The sequence below is a fragment of the Myxacorys sp. genome (assembly GCF_059501405.1).
The window spans coordinates 17,270-34,857 of sequence record NZ_JCACCM010000081.1 but is presented as its reverse complement, the minus strand read 5'-3'; the positions used below and the strand labels follow the sequence as shown (position 1 = coordinate 34,857).

Sequence of the window (17,588 nt, the reverse complement as noted above, 5' to 3'; positions counted from 1 at the left end):
TGCTTCCCTCCTAGCTTTCGTTTCAACTTCCAGTACTTCTGTCAGTCAAGCAGGTGTATACCGTTTGCCAAGCGGGAAAGTCTCCTGGCAAGTCGCGCCATTTGCACCCTTGTACCACCACGTACAGAATGGCGTTGAGGACTGCCCACATCTGGACTGCTCGTGGACGACCACCTGCTTTAGCCGCAGGAATCAAAGGTTCAATCAACTCGAATTGAGCTGGGTTCAGGTTGCTGGAGTATGCTTTACTCATGGCTCTTTCGGTGCTGTCTTTATGTATTTACAGCCTATACCGAGAGAGCTTTTTTACCACCTACCCGTCTTTTCAAACAGCCTCTTAGGACTGAACTTCGCGTAGCCGACGTTCCAGGAAGCGACGCTCACTGTCATTCGTGACCAGCTCCAGCGCACGGGCATAGCTCTGGGCGGCAGCTTCCGAGACTCCAACGCGTCGCAGCAAATCGGCACGGGCGGCATGGAACAGGTGATAGCCGTTGAGTTCGGTGGTGAGCGCATCCATGAGTCCGATCGCCGCTTCAGGTTCACCGACCATCGCGATCGCGACCGCCCGGTTCAATAACACAATCGGTGAAGGCTGTAGTCGTTCCAGCACATCATAGAGCCGAACGATTTGCGCCCAGTCCGTTTCTTCAGCCCGTGCCGCCTGACAATGCAGTGCCGCGATCGCCGCTTGAAGCGCAAACGAACCTGTCCTGCCGCGCAGTGCCTCCTCAACGAGCGGCAGCGCTTCAGCAATTTGCTGATGATTCCAACGGCGGCGATCCTGATCTTCGAGCAGGACGAGATCGCCAGCCTCATCCAAACGAGCATCGCGCCGCGAGTCGTGCAGCAACATCAGTGCAATTAGCGCCGTCACTTCTGAGGGCGGTTGCGGTGCCATCAACGTTCGCACGAGGCGACCGAGCCGGATCGCTTCCGCACAAAGATCGGCTCTGACCATTGCCTCACCCCGGGTTGCCGCATAGCCTTCGTTAAAAATGAGATAGATCACGGTCAGCACCGCTTCCACGCGCCCAGGCAGATCGGTTGTGTCTGGCACTGTGTAGGGAATGCCCGCGTCCCGAATCTTACGCTTGGCACGCACGAGCCGTTGTGCCATCGTCGCTGTAGGTACGAGAAACGCTCGTGCGATTTCATCGGTCTCCAGTCCGCCCAGCAGCCGCAACGTCAAAGCAACCTGAGTCTCGATCGCCAATGCTGGGTGGCAGCAGGTAAAGATTAGGCGCAGGCGCTCGTCTGGAATTTCATTAGAGTCGTAGATTGGCTCCTCGCTCGACGGAATTAACCCGGATGCAGCGCACCATTCCAGTTTCTCGCTAAGCCGCGTCCGTCGTCGGAGGCGATCGATCGCTTTATATCGAGCAGTTCGGATGATCCAGGCACGGGGAAGATCAGGCACACCACGGGTTTTCCACTGATTCGCAGCCGCCGCAAAAGCTTCTTGTGCCGCTTCTTCAGCAATGTCGAAATCTCCTATTAGCCGAATCAGAATGGCGACAATTCGTCCCCATTCAGCGCAGTATGTAGCAGCGATCGCTTGGGCAACATCCGATTTTGCGTTTGAAGCCATACTTGACATAAAAATTTTTGGCAAGGTGTCGATTTGAGCAGTTGCTGTTCGACTGACTTACAAAAGAAGCCAAAGGAGGTCAAGTTCGATCGTACCTGATGATAAAAATTTTCTGCGAGGTGTCGATTTGAGCAATTGCCGTTCGACTCACTTGCAAAGGAAAAGAATGGAGGCAACCAAATGAAATATGTGCTGCTGATCTACATGGACGAAAACGCCTTGAGCGACATCGAGCGAGAACAATGCTATGCGGAATCTGCACAATTTGCACAGCAGATCCACGCGAAGGGACAGTATCTGGCAACCGCCCCGCTCCATTCGGTCGCGACCGCAACCAGCGTCCGGGTACGAGATGGCAAGCCGTTCCTGACTGACGGACCCTTTGCTGAAACGCGCGAACAATTGGGCGGGTTTTTCCTGATCAATGCTCAGGATCTAGACGAAGCGATCGCGATCGCGGCCCAACTTCCAGGCGCACGTGTCGGTACAGTCGAAGTCCGTTCCGTGATTGAAGTTGCGGGCTTGCCACAGTAATGACTGCGCTCAACCTAAATCACATCTGAAACTCAGAGGAAATCCTGCAATGACAACCGCAAACACCATCACATCTAACGAAGCTCAAATTCGCCAACTGATCGCCGCTCAACAGCGTGCCATTTGCACCAAGAACGTGGAGCAGATCATGTCCCGCTACGCTACCGAGGTGATTATTTTTGATGTCAAACCCCCGTTTCAAATTCAAGGAAAAGCGGCTGTCCGCCAAATGTGGGAAGACTGTTTGCCTTACTTCCCAGATGCTTTTGAGATCGACACACGCGACCTCACGATCGCTGTAAATGACACCTTAGCAGTTGCCCATTGGCTGTTTCGCCTCACCGGAATGGAAGACCACCCAGCAATCCAAACCTGGATGCGCGTCACGGCTGTCTGCCAGAAAAATCAAGGCGAATGGCAGATCCTACACGAACACCTCTCGGTTCCATTTGATCCAGAGACCTCTCAAGCGGCATTCACGCTCAACCCATAGTCCAATCCACTGACTCAACCCAAGGAACACCCAATGAAACTTAATTCTTATCTCATGTTCAACGGCAACTGCGAGGCAGCGTTCAAGTTCTATGAGCAGTGTCTCGGTGGCAAAATCGTCATGATGCTCACCCACCGAGATGCGCCCTCGGTAGAACATATACCCGCCGAATGGCATGACAAAATCATGCACGTCTGCCTCGATCTAGACGGTTCCTCCGGGGTTGCACAGGGCGCAAGTCGCCTCTTAATGGGGTCTGATAGTCCGCCTGGATATTTTGAAACACCCCAGGGCTTCTGTGTGCAGATCAGCGTTGACGAGCCAGCCGAGGCAGAACAGATTTTTCACGCCCTAGCAGAAAATGGCAAGGTGAAGATGCCGATTGAGCAAACCTTCTGGTCTGTTCGGTTTGGGATGCTGGTCGATCAGTTTGGCATCCCGTGGATGGTCAACTGCGAGAAAGCGGCTTGATCCTTCATTTCAGAAGACATCCCCAAAGGGGTGCATCAAACGCAGAGCAACAAAGCCTGTACAGGGAAGGAAAAATCGAAATGATTAAGAACGAGATCGCGCATCCAAGAATTGCTGCACAAGAGGAGTGGCTCGCCGCTCGCAAGTCACTCCTCGAACACGAGAAAGAGGCTACTCAACACCGCGATCGCGTGAACGCCGAGCGGCGAAGGCTACCAATGGTCAAACTTGAGAAGGAGTATACGTTTGAGGGAGCAAATGGCCCTGCCACACTGGCAGATCTGTTCGACGGACGCATTCAGCTCATTGTTTATCACTTCATGTTCGACCCAGAGTGGGACAAGGGCTGCACGGGTTGCACAAGTTATGTGGACTCCTTAAGTGACCTGTCAATGCTGAACGATCGCGAAACGACGTTTGTGCTTGTCTCCCGTGCCCCACTGCCCAAACTCGAAGCCTACAAATCTCTTAGGGGATGGAGCGTTCCGTGGTACTCCTCTTTCGGGAACGATTTCAATTACGATTTCCACGTCACCTTGGACGAGAACGTAGCGCCTATCGAGTACAACTATCGGGATAAGGCTGAGATGGAGAGAAGGAACGGCTCTAATTCGATGCAGGGTGAGGGACACGGTTTGAGCGTCTTCTTCCGCGTTGGCGACGATATTTTCTACACCTACTCGACCTATGCCCGTGGCGTTGAAGGACTCACCAACGCCTACAGCCTCCTCGATGTAACACCATACGGGCGGCAAGAGGCTTTTGAGGACTCGCCTTCGGGCTATCCCCAAAAGCCGACCTACGGATAGGAATTCTGTCAGTTTCTCAAGTTCTCAATGTGCCCATCACAGAAGAAATGTAATGGGCAACAGCAGGAGATGAAGCGATAACAATCAACAAAAGACAACAGGAGTCAATATGCAAACCGAATCACAGAAAGAACACCAGTGGCTACAGAAACTCGTTGGTGAGTGGACCTGCGAAATTGAAGCGATGATGCAACCCGATCAGCCCTCTGAGAAGAGCACAGGAACCGAGAGTGTGCGATCGATCGGCGGACTCTGGGTTCTGGCTGAAGGGCAGGGCGAGATGCCTGGCTGCGGTCACGCAACAACCTTAATGACGCTTGGCTACGACCCCCAGAAACAGCGATATGTAGGCACCTGGGTTGGGTCGATGATGACCTATCTCTGGCTGTACGATGGCGAACTGGACGCGGATGAGAAGGTGCTGATGCTCAATTCCGACGGACCTGCAATGGCTGATGGCGAGAAGATGGCAAAGTACAGGGACATGATCGAGTTCAAGAGCAACGATCATCGAGTGATGACCTCATATGTGCTGGGTGACGACGGGCAGTGGCGTCACTTCATGACCGCGAACTATCGACGACAGTCATAGAAGCTGAGAGCAAATCGTATATGCAGTGGAATTGAATCATTCAACCCTTTGTTCTACTGACGTTGTCCTTGATAGAGAGTGGGATCATTCCTTTCGACACAGTTTTGCGACGCATCTGCTGGAGCGTGGATATGACATCTGCACAATTCAGAAGTTGCTAGAGCACAAAGACGTAAAGACGACGATTTACAGCCACGTGCTCAACAAAGGCGATCGCGGTGTTCATAGCCCGATCGCCTGCCTCAGGGTTGACGCTTGAGCATTGCACCCAAATGAGCCAGTGAACTTGCCTTTGAACCAATTTGAGAACACGTCTATCCTAAACAACATCAACCCATAGCTCAACGCGATCGCCAACGACTTGAAGATTGGCAAGAAGTTGCTAGGCTATCTCTTGCTGCATCGCCTGAGTAGTCATGCCTTTTCAGGAATCATTATGCTTAATTTTGCATTTACCTCATTCGATTGACAATATCAATAGAAACGGTAGCGAACCTTGTGCTATCTACAGAACGGGTGCGAAGCAAGAGCCGTGTTCAAGGGCTTGCTGCTTGACAATACGGCAGCGTCGGTACCGCTTGTTTCACAGCATAGGCAGCTCCAGGCACTAAAATAAACTCACTCGCACCAACCCGACTGATGGGACTACCCCAATCATAGGTATAACCTAGTCCTGTCCAGGGTTGGAGTGCTGCCCGAATGCTTCTAAAGTACAACGCTTGATAAAAGGACTGATAGTTTTGAATGCCAGACCCCTCGGTGCGACCAGTTACTTTGGGCGGGACTTCTGCAAAATTGAGCGGGCAGCGTCTCTGTGTAATGTCCGGATTCACGCAGGGTCGGAAGAGATCTTGGGGACTCACCCAGAGTTCGACAAACCGATCATACTCCCAACTGGGATTCAGACCCAGGTATTGCTTTAAGCGGAGCGTTAAGTCGGCTTCTGTTGCATTCGGATGCTGTTTCAAGTAGCGTTGGCAGAATTCTTTAACTTGAGGCGCAACTGTGACCCAGAGGAGTTGGTCTTCTTGTTTGGAACTCTTCACGTTGGGCTTGAGGTAACGCTCATAGACCTTTTGGCTTTTCCAGGTGACGACTAAGACTTGCGTCTTGGTTGAATTCCAGACTAGCAGAGGATTGTCCGGTGTAATTGGAATGAGCGTATCTACATCTTTTTCCGGCTCAACTAGCGCGGCCTCTTGAATGGCCGCGCGATAGGTTGCCTGTAGTGGGTCGGTTGAGGGTTGAGCAAATCCGGGTAGTAGCAAAACGCCTGGTGTGCATAATGCCGCCAGCACAAAGCCCAACGCCTGGATGCTTTGCTGGGTGGCCCGCTTGCTCATGCGCCTAACCAAGGGGCAACCCGGAAAAAAGCGGGCTGTTAGCTGTCGATCGCTGGCTCGTGATCTTGGCGCTTGCTTAGGAGCCTGGGCTGATAGCTCTTTGCTCTGACTACAGGGCAGAAGTTTCATCAGTTTGTACCTCGCTGCGGCGAGTCTTTAGGCGCTCGCCTCTTCTAAGGATGCCCTACAACATTTCCGAAAATGATTGTTTTGGGCAATGTTTGAGCCGATAGCTGCTTCATAGTAGGAGTTTCAGTTGTACTACAAACGTTACTCCATGACCCATTTTTGGTATCGTGGACTCTAAGTTTCATCCTGCTTTGAAAGCTGTTCCTGCAAAAACTCAAGGACACGCTGCAAGACTCGATGGGTTGGATGCCCACTACCACGGTAGCCAAGCGTTAGGGTCGGGTGAGAATTCTGAGGAATGTGGTAGGGATTCCCAGGTTTAGAGTTAATCTCGATCGTTTCCAGTATCCTCCCACGTCTCCAACAGAGTTCGGGGCTCTCTTCGATCACATCAGGTGTGTCATCGAATTGTTGCCGCAACGTCTCAAATCGCTTGGATGGGCTGATCTTGTCTTCTGAAAACCGCAATGCCAGGATTGGAACTCCTTGCTCTGCTCGTTTTTTGGCGGCCTCTAAATCCTGCTGCGAGATCCCCAACGCCGCTTGATGAGAATGGGTAATCCCAAACGGCAAGGCGGGCTGACCCACGATCGGGGCCATCACCGACTCGTCCGCCATCAACGACAGAACGAATCCACCAGTGAGGCACATGCCGATCACGCCGACTCCCCGATTTCCGCATTCCTCGTGAGCTTTCCGACAGAGTGCGCGTAGCCAAGTGGTGATGGGACTGGACTGATGTTTAGCAAAGCAGTAAAACTCCTGGCTAATACAAAGTTGCGCCGTGTAAGCCAACGTATTCGGGATGGAGAGCGGTTCGTCTGGCTGGCCAAACAGAAGTGGCAGGTAGACTGTAAACCCTGCATCCGCAATCCGTCGCGCTAAGTCAACGCATTCGGGAATCATGCCTGGCAGTTCATGCATGAGGATGACAGCAGGTCCTTCACCTTTGCGATAGACCCGCCGAGAGGAGCCAGCCTCAGCAAAATCAAACATGACAAAATCATGCATCCGATGAACTCCTCCGGTTAGTGTCTACAGCCCCAGCATAACCGCTGATTCGATTGGTGATGAACTACTCAGCTCAAGATCGTGGGTGGGTTGTTGCCCCTCAAAGCGGCAACAACTCGCTTAAATTGCAACTGCAGCTTGAGTCGCTTCGATCAGTTGCGGGTCTTCCTTGCGAACCTCAGACATGAAAAAGACAAGAATAGCCTGGCTCGCGCCCATACTTATAGGTAAACCGAAGGCTGCTCTCGCTCCGAAGGCTTTAGCGATTTGATTCCGTAAGAAATAGGACTTCAACTCAGCAGCAGCATCGACTAACCATTCTGCTTCTTGAGTGACCCAAACCCGACCGGGCAAGCCTTCACCTGGATGCAAGACAAACTTTTGGCTACAGTTATGAAAATGCTCCCAGTCAATTCTGCGATCGCTGCTTAGATCAATTCGGGTATACCACGCTGAACTGATTTCTAGCAGTTTACGGTCTGGTGTAGGAGTCCAGGCTTCACCGTACTCCCAAGCGGTTGCTTCACAAACCGCTTGCAGGAGAGCCGTCAGTACCGGATCAACCTTAAGTGAGAAAGTGTTGAGTGAGGAAGTGTTCCGGGTAGAAGCAGAGAGGGTGGGTGAACCACCCTCCCGTATTCGCTCTGGCTTAGTCATGCGATTTTGCGTATCATTGCTAAACAAATGCTTGTCATTAAGGCAAACAATATATTACGGGGCACCTTGCTTACTGTTAAACAACGCACATCTTCGCGGTTTAACCTGATAAAAGGGTTGAGCCGAGATAGGCTTCCTAGTGAGGTAGAGAGGACTCCTTCCCGTGTTTTGGCGTTTCCCATAGCTTTTTGGCTCAAACCAACGTTAAGGCTGTTATTTCATTAGAACGGAAGCTGTGATGCCCTGAGCATTGAGGGCTTGATAAAACTTGAAATTCAAAATCGAATTTAGGAAGCGATCGTAAACATGCCTTAAAACTGCGCGGCGTGTTCTAGAAGTCTAATCATGTAAAAGTTCGCCTGGTTTTGGGTGAGAATTGGCGTCTAATTCCTTTATGTCGCGATCTCTTAATCAATTGGCAGGCTCTTTAATCTCTTCAGGCTCAGACGATTTTGAGTTTGCTGTAAAACTCCCATAAGATGATTGGTGAACCGCGATAACTTCAAAATTCCCTATCCTCCAGTGGTGAACTATGAACACAGAGAACGATTCTAGCGATCGTGTTGCTGATATCTTGCAACGCTTCCAAACCCTCATTGATGAGGATCTCAGTGATGATGAGATCGAAACTCGGCTCAAGACAGATTTCACAGAGGAAGAACAAAAGATTATCAGTGAGACTTTTTTGAGCCTGATTGAAGCAGGCGAAACCGAGCGCCATTTTCCATTAGATAGCTGAGGGGAGGTTCACTATCGAGCCAATTGCGATCAATCAAACAATTGATATTAAGACGATTCTAATTGAAAAGCTGGACGAGCTGTAAAGCAAATCTGAGTGGTAACACTGTAGATTTAAGGTGGCAACGCTTTGGAACCCTGATAGCTATTAGGCCACAGCTATCAAGAGCGCTAGCTTGCGCTTACCCCTGTTACCACCAGTTCCACTTCGCTCCTCATCAAGCCATTAAATAATTTTACGATCGTTCGGAGTTTGGCAAAGCCAAGCGCACTTGATCTGTGCCGTTATCAAGATTGATTTCACTACAACTAAATCACGCAGGATTACCGAGTCGTTCAGATAAAGTTTTCAGCTAAAGTTTATTCAGCCAACACAGCAGATACTGTTTACTCAAGATGCAGCTTTTTAGATTATTGGAAGTCATAATGTTGATTATCTTGACGCAAAGTTGATCATCTTGATATTACGTGCTGCAAGAAAGGAATTCATTCCATTGATTAGTAAGTAAAACGCTATGAAAGATAGCTATTACTCTACAGCGCAGGCACGAAACACAACAGAAAGATTATTGGCTGGCATCTCATAAATATTAAGGAGCGAAAGCTCTTGAGCTTGGGCAATGGCGACAACTTCATCCAAATCGTGCACACCCCACTCTGGATTCTGCATTTGTAGACTTTGCTCAAATGCCTCATTGCTTGGTGCAGTGTGTTGACCATTCTGTTTAAACGGCCCATACAGGTAGAGAATGCCATTTGGCGGAAGCAGGCGTCTTGCTCCGTCCATTAAGCCAAGGCAAGCAGACCAAGGGGCGATGTGAATCATATTGATATTGACGATCGCGCTGATTGTCTCGCGCTGAAAGTCAGTTGTCAGCAGTGCTTCTGGCAGTTCGCTCCGCTCAATGCTCCAGACAGAATCGCTGGCATCCAGTGCGATCGCGGGATACAGATTCTCTGCTGGCTCTAACTCTCGCCACGCCTCGATGCTCTCTCTAGCCACCGGATTAGGGTCGGACGGTAACCATCGGCGAGGAGCCAGTCGCGGGGCGAAGTAAACCGCGTGCTGTCCAGTTCCACTGGAGATTTCCAGTACGGTTCCGACTGGGGGCAGGACTTGCAGCAAAATATTTAGAATGGCATCGCGATTGCGATCTGTTGCTGGTGCATAGTGCCGTTTGTCGGTTGATTTACTCATTAGAGAAGGTTTGTGTGCGATTGAGATCGATCTATAATGACGAATTATTGAGAAGAATGTATTAATCTTTAGGAGCAAAATTGTGACGAGTATTCAACAGCCGCGATCGCCATTCGCAATTCTAAGCCCAAGCTCAACCGACAGCAGTAGATTTCAGATCGTTTGGCTTGTGGTTCGCGTGGTCGTCGGCTTACTCATGATTCACAACGGATTTAGCAAGCTTGCCGATGTCCAAGGATTTGCCACCAATGTTGTTAAACTGATTGGTCTGCCCTATCCCGTTTTCTTTACCTACTGTGCCGCTTACACTGAAATCATCAGTTCCATTTTGCTGGCACTGGGACTGCTCACTCGGCTTAATGCAGTAGCGTTACTCTTCACAATGTCGATCGCAGTCTATTTTCATCTCAAAGGTGAAGGTTTTCACGTTGCGCCCATTGAGGCGGCTTCTCTATACTCGCTGATTTATCTTCTGTTTGCTGTTGGGGGAGGTGGCGTTTTTGCGCTTGATTCTGTTCTAGAGAAGTGGCTCACGCGATCGCAGAACACAACTCCATAATAATCCTCAAAGTAGACTGACGACTTTGTTTCTGCACTGAGAGTTTCTGCACTGAGAGAACGCACTGTAAACAACGAGCAATTAATTCGCTCTGGCTGTCCTATTCTTAGTCTGTTACTGGCTAGGAGTAGGACAGGATGACAATGCAAGCTCTACGGATTAGAACGTCAGCACCGCCCGGATCACTTCCCCCCTGTGCATTAGATCAAATGCCTCATTGATTTGCTCAACTGGCATGATCTTTGTGACCAAATCATCAATATTGATCTTTCCATCCATATACCAATCGACAATTTTGGGGACATCTGTTCGACCCCTTGCTCCGCCAAACGCCGTTCCTCTCCACACTCGCCCCGTCACTAGTTGAAACGGTCGCGTGCTAATTTCCTGTCCTGCACCTGCAACGCCAACGATAATACTTTCGCCCCAGCCTTTGTGACAACATTCCAATGCTTGACGCATCACCTTAACATTACCAATACATTCAAAACTGTAATCGGCTCCGCCACCCGTTAAGTGAACCAAATGAGCAACCAAATCGCCCTCTACTTCCTGCGGATTCACAAAATGAGTCATTCCTAACTTTTCGGCTAGCGATCGCTTTTCTGGGTTCAAATCAACGCCAATAATCATATTTGCGCCAACCATCCGCGCTCCCTGAATGACGTTGAGACCGACGCCACCCAGACCAAATACAACCACATTTGCTCCCGGCTCCACTTTTGCTGTATTAATCACGGCTCCGAGCCCAGTCGTGACCCCGCAACCAATCAAGCACACTTTCTCAAATGGAGCATCTTCCCGAATCTTTGCGACTGCGATTTCAGGCAGAACAGTGTAATTTGCAAACGTCGAGGTTCCCATGTAGTGCAGGATCTTTTGTCCGCCAATCGAGAAGCGACTCGTACCATCGGGCATCAATCCTTGTCCTTGCGTCATCCGAATGGCTTGACACAGGTTTGTTTTACCGCTCAGACAGTACTCACAATTCCGGCATTCTGGAGTGTAGAGCGGAATGACATGGTCGCCTGGTTTAACACTCTTAACACCTTCGCCCACCTCAACGACGATTCCAGCCCCTTCATGCCCTAAAATGGCTGGAAACAAGCCTTCTGGATCCGCACCTGACAAGGTGTAAGCATCGGTATGACACACTCCTGTTGCTTTAATTTCGACTAATACCTCTCCGGCTCTCGGTGCTTCTAGCTGAACGGTTTCGATGCTGAGGGGCTTTGCAGCTTCGTAAGCAATAGCAGCTTTAACATCCATGACTTGCTCCTAAGGGTAGATCGAAATATACAGGATTGATCTTAAACGAAACACCATTTAATTTTCACTTTCCCTCTTGCACTCGCCAAAGATACCAGCTTGCGATCGTGCGATAGGGTTTCCAAGCTTGACCCAAAGCTTCAGTTGTTTTTTTATCTGGCAGCTCTGCTAACTCATATACTCGACGAATGCCTGAGCGAACGCCCAAGTCATCGACGGGCAGAACGTCCCAGCGATGCAGCCGAAAGATTAGCAACATTTGAACCGTCCAACGCCCGATGCCTTTGATGTGTGTTAGCGTTTGAATAATCGTTTCGTCATCTAATAATTCTAATTCTGCGATCTCTGGAACATTTACTATCTTTTGCGCTAAATCTCTTAAGTAAGAAATCTTTTGTCGTGAAAGTCCAACCCCTCGTAACGTTTCATCTGGCGTTGCTAAAAGTGATTCAGGCGAGAAAATTTGATCTGCATAAATCTGTAAAAAGCGAACGTGAATTGCTGTTGCTGATGCGGTCGAAAGCTGTTGATAAATAATTGACCTTGACAACGAATAAAATAGGTCGCCAGTATGTTGAGCTTGATCCAAGGTGCAAGCTCCAACCCGATCGATCACTCGCCCTAAGATTGGATCAGAGGCTTGTAGAGTTTTGAGTGCGATCTCATAATCCATCGCATAATTCATTGTTATTTTTTCACCATCAGCACTGATTTTACAGGTCGTTGAATCGGCTTTCCGTTCTCATTGAGTTTGCCATAAACTAGGCGTCCTCGATAGAGCATTGCAGACGAACTCCCCCCGTCTAAATTCATCGCTTGCTGAACCCCTAACCCCTTCATAAATTCTGCTAGTTGCGGCAGAGAAAGTCCTGACGCAGTCGGCATTTTCGGTTTTTGAGCAACCATCACCAAAACCACCACTCCGTCTTTAGTAATTCCCACTGCGCTTCTAGCATTGGGTTGATTCATCCCGATCGCGTCTCGCCCGGTTGCCGCATCGACAAAGCCTTCTTCTGAAGCGGTCAGCGTGGGTAGGAGTCGCGGTCCGCCCCCCACTGCATCCACCAACTGGCAATCGGGCGGAATGGCGTCTTGATGGGCGGCAATAGCGTATTGCACCCTCTGCCCACACTGATAGCGTCGAAATTCGGTGCGATTAAAAATTTGATTTAAGTAAGGCTGCATCTTTGGATTTTGCGTTAGTCGCTCATTTTCATGAGGATCAGCCACCTGCTGACCGTCTATCGTGATGTAACTCGTTGACTTTTGATTGACTGGATCGAAGAAGCCAGCATTGAGTATCGCGATCGCATCCGTACGAGCCGCGAATTGAGCCAAAGAATCCGTGCGTTTCGATAGGCCAACTTGTACAAGATGCCGCATGGCATCTAGGGTCAACGTGTAAACCTCACTTTGCGGCAGTTGATAAATTTGATAGTGCAAAGAATTTGTAGGCAAGGCTTTTGGGGATGTTGGGGATGCGATTGGCTCTGCCAAGCTCCGAAGGATCGTCGCTCTAGATAGGACTGGAATCGAGGGTAGCGTATGACTAATCCACACAATTAGTCCGCTACACCCAAGTATTCCAACTCCAATCTGCCAGATCTTTCTCACGATGTTTTCCCCAACTCATCCATCTAAATTTGACAGTAAAAATCTGACAGATTAATAAAGTGTTTTCTAAATAGAGTGTTCTCTAAAACCGTATCATTTTGGTGAAGGGCTAGAAGTAGACTCGGTCGAATCCTCGCCATTCTAAACGCTTTAAATGTGTTAAATCTTACAAAACGATCGAGACAAATTAGTGCAGTAATCGTAGAAAAAGCAGTTCAGTACTCCATCGGTGTTGCCTACCCTCGATCGCTGGCTATTGATTCTGCTTGAACAATCGAGAGAAGAATAAACATTTTTCGGAAGATTGGACAAATTCTAGAATTTGTCTTCAATTCTTGGTTCACCAGAGATTTAATCCTTTAAGTCGTCTCAGAACAACGCGAATCTGTTTAGAGATAGATCCTCTCCGTATTATTTGTCAAACGCCTTGGAAATTGTCCTGATACATCAGTGAAAACCGTGTATCAGTAGACGAGTCACTGTATTGTCAGCGAATTATTACTGACTTACGGATACAGCCCCTTGCAGCCCGGTGTAGCGCGTCTCACCTCCCTCAGAGCCTATGAAGTTAAAGTTAACACCCACCAAGATCTCACTTCTCGCCATCAGCGCATTTGGGGCGCTCGTCGCCCAAGAGCTAATTCGCACTGAAGCCCGAACCCCAACGCCGACAGGAGATAAATTTAAGCGTAAACAATCGAACCTAGCTGCCCGCGCTGCTGCTAATCCAGCCGCGTTAGCTCAGCCAGAATTAGGGGGGCAAGAATTTCTGTCATCGGCAGTGAGAAGCACTCCTCCTCAGCCGCGATCGGTATCCGTGCCAAAAACGCCTGACTTAAAAGTATCTGATCTAGCGATCGCTGAACTGCCCCCACCGCCCCCGCCACTCGAAGTTAATCTGCCTGCGCCGCCACGGGTAAAAGAAATCCCCATTCAGATCAAGTCAGTCGGGGTTGATCAACTACCGAGCGACTCGATTGTGGCAGCGTCGCTGAGTTCTGACATACCATCTAAATCAGATCCTGCGCCCGCAGAACAGCAATCTGAAACTAAAGTTCAATCTAAAGAAATTCAATTTAAAGAAGCTGAAGCGGAGGCATCAGAAGCGGCATTCACTCCTGCATCGTCGAAAAATGATCTGGAAGGACATCGTGCCCAACCCGCCATTCAAGCTCTCATACAGCAAGGGATTGTCCAAACCGAGGCCGACGGCAGCTTCCGCCCAGATGCCTCAGTTACGGATCAGCAGTTTAGCAGCACGTTGAAAAGGGCATCTAGCAACGCCTCGACCCCCATTAGTCAGACCCAACGTCCGAAAGACATCGTGACGCAAGCCGATTCCACAACCTTTGTCTACCGTCAACTTCAAAAAGCTGAGGCGGCTAAACCCACATTCGCTGCGCCTGTCGCGGCTCAAACTAGCACTGCTCCACTACCTCAATTGGTCAGTGCCGATCTGTCAGGACTCAATGCAACGCCAGCCGTCAGTCAGACCATACCGAGTGTTTCACCTAGCCCAGCGACTCCTGGAGCTCCTGCCATGCCTCCAGCCCAAACCCCGACTGAAGCTTCTCGCTTCCAAGCCGTGCAGGTTGCAGCGGCTGCGAATGTGGATTCCTACACGTTAGGAATAGGAGATCGCATCAAAGTAGACGTGTTCAACGTCGAGGAGTACAGCAAAGAGTATCAAGTTTTGGTTAACGGCACGCTGAACCTCTATCGAGTCGGCAACTTGTCGGTCACTGGCATGACCCTGAAGCAGGCAGAACGCGCGATCGCAGCCCAGTACGCCCGCGTGCTGAAACGTCCGATGATCAAGGTTAGTTTACGGCGGCTCGACCACTGAACATCGCGATCACGGGAGAGGTCGGACGTCCGGGTTCTTACGCCCTTGACTTATTCTTATGCCCTTGACTTATAAAGATGGCAAATTTTCAGCAGTCACGAAACTCATTCAAGCAGCGGGTGGCATAACCCGATCCGCCAACCCCCGCCAAGTGATTGTTCGACGTCCTCAACTCGGTGGTGTCGATCACGCGATCGCAAACGACGGGGTTTGGGTGAAGAACACGCTAAACGCGCTTAAAGCTGCATTGTCCATCCTATAGCGGATATTTTTGCCAGTACGCTTGTCCGGTAGTAATGACAGCACTTGGCGAAAAGACCCGACTATTGTGTTAAACACTCCCCGTTCTCTCAACGGTTCTGGCGCTCTTGGCGCTCTCAGACGTTTTTACAATACCGATATTTTCAGAACCTGAAAAGCAATTCTCCAAAATGAGAATTGCTGAAGAGTTTCAATATTAAATGCGTTTTGATGCGATGATGCCATGCTACCTATACAGTCAAGAAATCTAGGTAAATCGCCTACAGTATATTCTTCGTAGACATTTAGCTTGTGTGAAGAACGGTCTGTTTTAGGATCATCCTTGAGTATAATTTCGGTGTGCAATTAAGTGTAGTAGATTTTACACATAGGTGACTTTACCAGGACTGCTCTACCACCATTAATCTCTTCTTATAAGGTTTGGTCCTGATGACATCAAAGAATACTAGCTCAAAAGGCTTGGGAAAGCTCTTCACCCTCTTCCAAAGCTCCCATGTCCTCTGGGTTCGACGGGCTAAGATGGTTGCTCAACCATCCATGCCAACGGTTGCTCTTGGTGCTTCGATCGCGTGGTTTGTGCAGGGCTTTGCTGCACCTGTCCTAGCGGCCGATATGTCGTTTGGCAATGCTCAGATTCGATTTGGCGAAGATACCACGCTAGAGTCGTCCTTTCTGGAGTCTCATGGGGCTTATCAATCGACGTTTGGTGTGCTGAACCTAGACACCAACGAGAAAACACCTTTACTGGTTGAATCTAGAGCCGCAGACCAAGCGGGCACGATTTTTCAGCCTTCGAGCAAGATTAGCGATCTTGAGAGCGCGAACGATTTTAGCGGAACGCCTGGAAATACTGTTTCTCAGTCCTCCGCCAAGTACACATTCAAGGCGAAGACGAACTATGCCTTCTATTTGGAATCTTCCTATAATGGGCGCTCGGTTGGAACGGTATACTCCAGCGATGTGTTAAACCCTAATCAGGAGCGGCAGGTGCAATTCAGTGACACTGATATGACTAGCTTGTGCCAAGGCGGTAGCGTCCTACTCTGGGATGATACAGGGTCTAATTTGGTGCGAGACCGTCAGCAGCAAGACCGTGACTATGATGATTTTGTTGTGCAGCTTCGCAATACTGCTTGCCCAGTAGGAGGTGGCGAACTGCTGCCCTCTGAACCGCAAGCTACCACTGCCTCTGGAGGAGCCGTGCCTCCTGTAAGCGGCGGTCAAATTGGCAATGGGCTGTTTTTTGCACTTCCCCTAGTCGGCTTAGCCGCCTTAGCCGCCTTGGATGGAGATGACAACAATTCAAATAAAAGGAATTCAATGGGAAGCGGTGGAGCTCCCCCTGGAATCATTCCTCAGCCACCTGGTCAGGCTGTTCCTGAGCCGTTTACAATCCTGGGTTCAACCACGGCGATTGGGTTGGCGGCTTTAGCTCAACGGCGACGATCCAAGAAACGCAAGTAGAGGAGTTCGTTTGCTTGAGCGTTAGAGGTAACTTCTATGCTTGATACTCAGATTCTTCAGATTTCACTCCTTTCACATACTGCGCTCCGCTCTCAACTAAAAATGTCCCCGCCCATTAGTTTGAGAGCGGGGACATTTTTAGGAGCCTTTCTGCTCAGTGGGTTGAGTGTCTATCTGAGCGTCAAATTGTTCTAAACAGAAATAGCACACTCCTCCAAACAGGAGGACAGCGGTCATTGAGAAGAGCTGCGATCCGTCTCCATGATGCCAGTAGTCAAACGCGTCCATGTTGGCTTGAGCAAACAAAACTGCCATCATCGCCACGCGAATACCGTTGACCAAAAAGGCAACTGCGATCGCAGCGATCGGAATTAGCAACACTTGCAGCCAACCCATTGGAAACAACATTGTAAATAAAAATGCAAGGGTTAGTAATTGCACCATAGACTGAATACCAGAACAACCTGAATAAACATCAACAAATCCAGTGGGCAATATAAGTTTTGTGCCTTCTTGAAGGACAGGAAAGCCAGAATACCACAGAAGATTTCCTGCTAAGGTTGCTGTAGCGTGAGAAATATCAAATAACCCCATCACTGCTGTAGACGAAATCATTAGAAAACTCAGAATCAGTAGCTCCCGCCAATAGGATTTGAGTTCTGAAAGCCCAAATCCAATTAATGCTAATCCCAACCCCGAGATGATTGGAAAAAAACGTAAAACGACATCATAATTAGTTATTAAAGTACTTCGATATAGCACCCAAAAAATGCAAGTGAGACCAACGCCCTTAGCAATGACTGTAGACTTAAGGTTGATACGATTGGCGCAGTGACGCTTAAGAGAATGACGCTTTCGCCACATCATAAACCAAAGGGCTGCATAGCAGAGCGCGTAGGGCTCCAAGGCTACGAATTGTCCCGTATTCCACACCAGTTGGAGTTGAAGTGTTGTGAGGGTTGCTGCAATTCCAAGCATCAGAAACTGAGTGTAGCGCGAAGAGGTCATG

General features: G+C 49.4%; 20 protein-coding genes and 2 pseudogenes. 11 read left to right on the top strand and 11 right to left on the bottom strand.

The window, feature by feature from the left end; translation table 11 throughout:
* Positions 1-52: 52 nt before the first annotated feature.
* Both AC5I6P_RS08505 and AC5I6P_RS08500 read right to left on the bottom strand, forming a co-directional pair.
* A pseudogene (locus AC5I6P_RS08505) lies at positions 53-253 on the bottom strand (transposase); the annotation flags it as partial.
* An 84-nt stretch (positions 254-337) separates the two neighbouring features.
* Complete coding sequence (locus tag AC5I6P_RS08500) at positions 338-1,591, bottom strand: RNA polymerase sigma factor (RefSeq protein ID WP_495693318.1); 1,254 nt, start codon at positions 1,589-1,591, stop codon at positions 338-340.
* Positions 1,592-1,771: 180 nt separating this feature from the next.
* On the opposite strand from AC5I6P_RS08500, the gene AC5I6P_RS08495 reads away from it, so the two are divergent.
* The 6 genes from AC5I6P_RS08495 to AC5I6P_RS08470 all read left to right on the top strand — a co-directional run bounded on the left by AC5I6P_RS08495 (position 1,772) and on the right by AC5I6P_RS08470 (position 4,749).
* Entirely contained in the window at positions 1,772-2,125 is a 354-nt protein-coding gene (locus tag AC5I6P_RS08495; protein ID WP_495693317.1) for a YciI family protein, read from the top strand.
* 49 nt (positions 2,126-2,174) lie between these two features.
* The gene (locus tag AC5I6P_RS08490; protein ID WP_495693316.1) at positions 2,175-2,618 is read left to right on the top strand and encodes a YybH family protein; all 444 of its coding nucleotides are present in this window, start codon (positions 2,175-2,177) and stop codon (positions 2,616-2,618) included.
* A gap of 33 nt (positions 2,619-2,651) precedes the next feature.
* Positions 2,652-3,089 (top strand): VOC family protein, encoded by a 438-nt coding sequence (locus tag AC5I6P_RS08485; protein WP_495693315.1) that lies wholly within the window; start codon positions 2,652-2,654, stop codon positions 3,087-3,089.
* Positions 3,090-3,169: 80 nt separating this feature from the next.
* The gene (locus tag AC5I6P_RS08480) at positions 3,170-3,898 is read left to right on the top strand and encodes a DUF899 domain-containing protein (RefSeq protein ID WP_495693314.1); all 729 of its coding nucleotides are present in this window, start codon (positions 3,170-3,172) and stop codon (positions 3,896-3,898) included.
* A 109-nt stretch (positions 3,899-4,007) separates the two neighbouring features.
* Positions 4,008-4,490 (top strand): DUF1579 domain-containing protein, encoded by a 483-nt coding sequence (locus tag AC5I6P_RS08475; RefSeq protein WP_495693313.1) that lies wholly within the window; start codon positions 4,008-4,010, stop codon positions 4,488-4,490.
* Between the two features lie 31 nt (positions 4,491-4,521).
* Positions 4,522-4,749, top strand: a complete 228-nt coding sequence (locus tag AC5I6P_RS08470) for a tyrosine-type recombinase/integrase (RefSeq protein WP_495693312.1) — start codon at positions 4,522-4,524, stop codon at positions 4,747-4,749.
* Between the two features lie 277 nt (positions 4,750-5,026).
* On the opposite strand, the gene AC5I6P_RS08465 is transcribed toward AC5I6P_RS08470, so the two are convergent.
* The 3 genes from AC5I6P_RS08465 to AC5I6P_RS08455 form a co-directional block, all read right to left on the bottom strand.
* Positions 5,027-5,962, bottom strand: a complete 936-nt coding sequence (locus AC5I6P_RS08465; RefSeq protein WP_495693311.1) for a hypothetical protein — start codon at positions 5,960-5,962, stop codon at positions 5,027-5,029.
* A gap of 174 nt (positions 5,963-6,136) precedes the next feature.
* Positions 6,137-6,973 carry a dienelactone hydrolase family protein gene (locus tag AC5I6P_RS08460; protein WP_495693310.1) on the bottom strand — a complete coding sequence of 279 codons (837 nt, stop codon included), beginning with the start codon at positions 6,971-6,973 and terminating at the stop codon, positions 6,137-6,139.
* A 120-nt stretch (positions 6,974-7,093) separates the two neighbouring features.
* Entirely contained in the window at positions 7,094-7,630 is a 537-nt protein-coding gene (locus AC5I6P_RS08455) for a hypothetical protein (RefSeq protein WP_495693309.1), read from the bottom strand.
* A gap of 532 nt (positions 7,631-8,162) precedes the next feature.
* Here AC5I6P_RS08455 and AC5I6P_RS08450 point away from each other — a divergent pair.
* A complete protein-coding gene (locus tag AC5I6P_RS08450; RefSeq protein WP_495693308.1) occupies positions 8,163-8,369 on the top strand; it encodes a hypothetical protein in 207 nt (68 codons plus the stop codon).
* 528 nt (positions 8,370-8,897) lie between these two features.
* On the opposite strand, the gene AC5I6P_RS08445 is transcribed toward AC5I6P_RS08450, so the two are convergent.
* Complete coding sequence (locus AC5I6P_RS08445; protein ID WP_495693307.1) at positions 8,898-9,566, bottom strand: DUF938 domain-containing protein; 669 nt, start codon at positions 9,564-9,566, stop codon at positions 8,898-8,900.
* Between the two features lie 82 nt (positions 9,567-9,648).
* On the opposite strand from AC5I6P_RS08445, the gene AC5I6P_RS08440 reads away from it, so the two are divergent.
* Positions 9,649-10,125 carry a DoxX family protein gene (locus AC5I6P_RS08440; protein ID WP_495693306.1) on the top strand — a complete coding sequence of 159 codons (477 nt, stop codon included), beginning with the start codon at positions 9,649-9,651 and terminating at the stop codon, positions 10,123-10,125.
* 159 nt (positions 10,126-10,284) lie between these two features.
* Here AC5I6P_RS08440 and AC5I6P_RS08435 read toward each other — a convergent pair whose 3' ends face one another.
* From AC5I6P_RS08435 to AC5I6P_RS08425, 3 genes are all read right to left on the bottom strand, one after another.
* Positions 10,285-11,394: an S-(hydroxymethyl)glutathione dehydrogenase/class III alcohol dehydrogenase gene (locus AC5I6P_RS08435; RefSeq protein WP_495693305.1), complete on the bottom strand. Its 1,110-nt coding sequence runs from the start codon at positions 11,392-11,394 to the stop codon at positions 10,285-10,287.
* Positions 11,395-11,458: 64 nt separating this feature from the next.
* Entirely contained in the window at positions 11,459-12,079 is a 621-nt protein-coding gene (locus AC5I6P_RS08430) for a DNA-3-methyladenine glycosylase family protein (protein WP_495693304.1), read from the bottom strand.
* Positions 12,080-12,081: 2 nt separating this feature from the next.
* On the bottom strand, positions 12,082-13,008 hold the full coding sequence (locus tag AC5I6P_RS08425) for a phosphodiester glycosidase family protein (protein ID WP_495693303.1): 927 nt from the start codon (positions 13,006-13,008) through the stop codon (positions 12,082-12,084).
* Between the two features lie 562 nt (positions 13,009-13,570).
* On the opposite strand from AC5I6P_RS08425, the gene AC5I6P_RS08420 reads away from it, so the two are divergent.
* Together AC5I6P_RS08420 and AC5I6P_RS08415 are read left to right on the top strand one after the other, a co-directional pair.
* Entirely contained in the window at positions 13,571-14,854 is a 1,284-nt protein-coding gene (locus AC5I6P_RS08420) for a polysaccharide biosynthesis/export family protein (RefSeq protein WP_495693302.1), read from the top strand.
* A 58-nt stretch (positions 14,855-14,912) separates the two neighbouring features.
* Entirely contained in the window at positions 14,913-15,116 is a 204-nt protein-coding gene (locus AC5I6P_RS08415) for a hypothetical protein (protein ID WP_495693319.1), read from the top strand.
* Here the strand turns inward: AC5I6P_RS08415 and AC5I6P_RS08410 are convergent.
* Positions 15,053-15,181: pseudogene (locus tag AC5I6P_RS08410) on the bottom strand (ISNCY-like element ISAtsp9 family transposase); the annotation flags it as partial. The gene AC5I6P_RS08415 and the pseudogene AC5I6P_RS08410 sit on opposite strands and share 64 nt — an antisense overlap.
* Before the next feature lie 363 nt (positions 15,182-15,544).
* Between AC5I6P_RS08410 and AC5I6P_RS08405 the strand changes: the two are divergent.
* On the top strand, positions 15,545-16,579 hold the full coding sequence (locus tag AC5I6P_RS08405; RefSeq protein ID WP_495693301.1) for a PEP-CTERM sorting domain-containing protein: 1,035 nt from the start codon (positions 15,545-15,547) through the stop codon (positions 16,577-16,579).
* A 138-nt stretch (positions 16,580-16,717) separates the two neighbouring features.
* On the opposite strand, the gene crtA is transcribed toward AC5I6P_RS08405, so the two are convergent.
* Entirely contained in the window at positions 16,718-17,587 is an 870-nt protein-coding gene (crtA, locus tag AC5I6P_RS08400; RefSeq protein WP_495693300.1) for a cyanoexosortase A, read from the bottom strand.
* Position 17,588 lies beyond the last annotated feature (1 nt).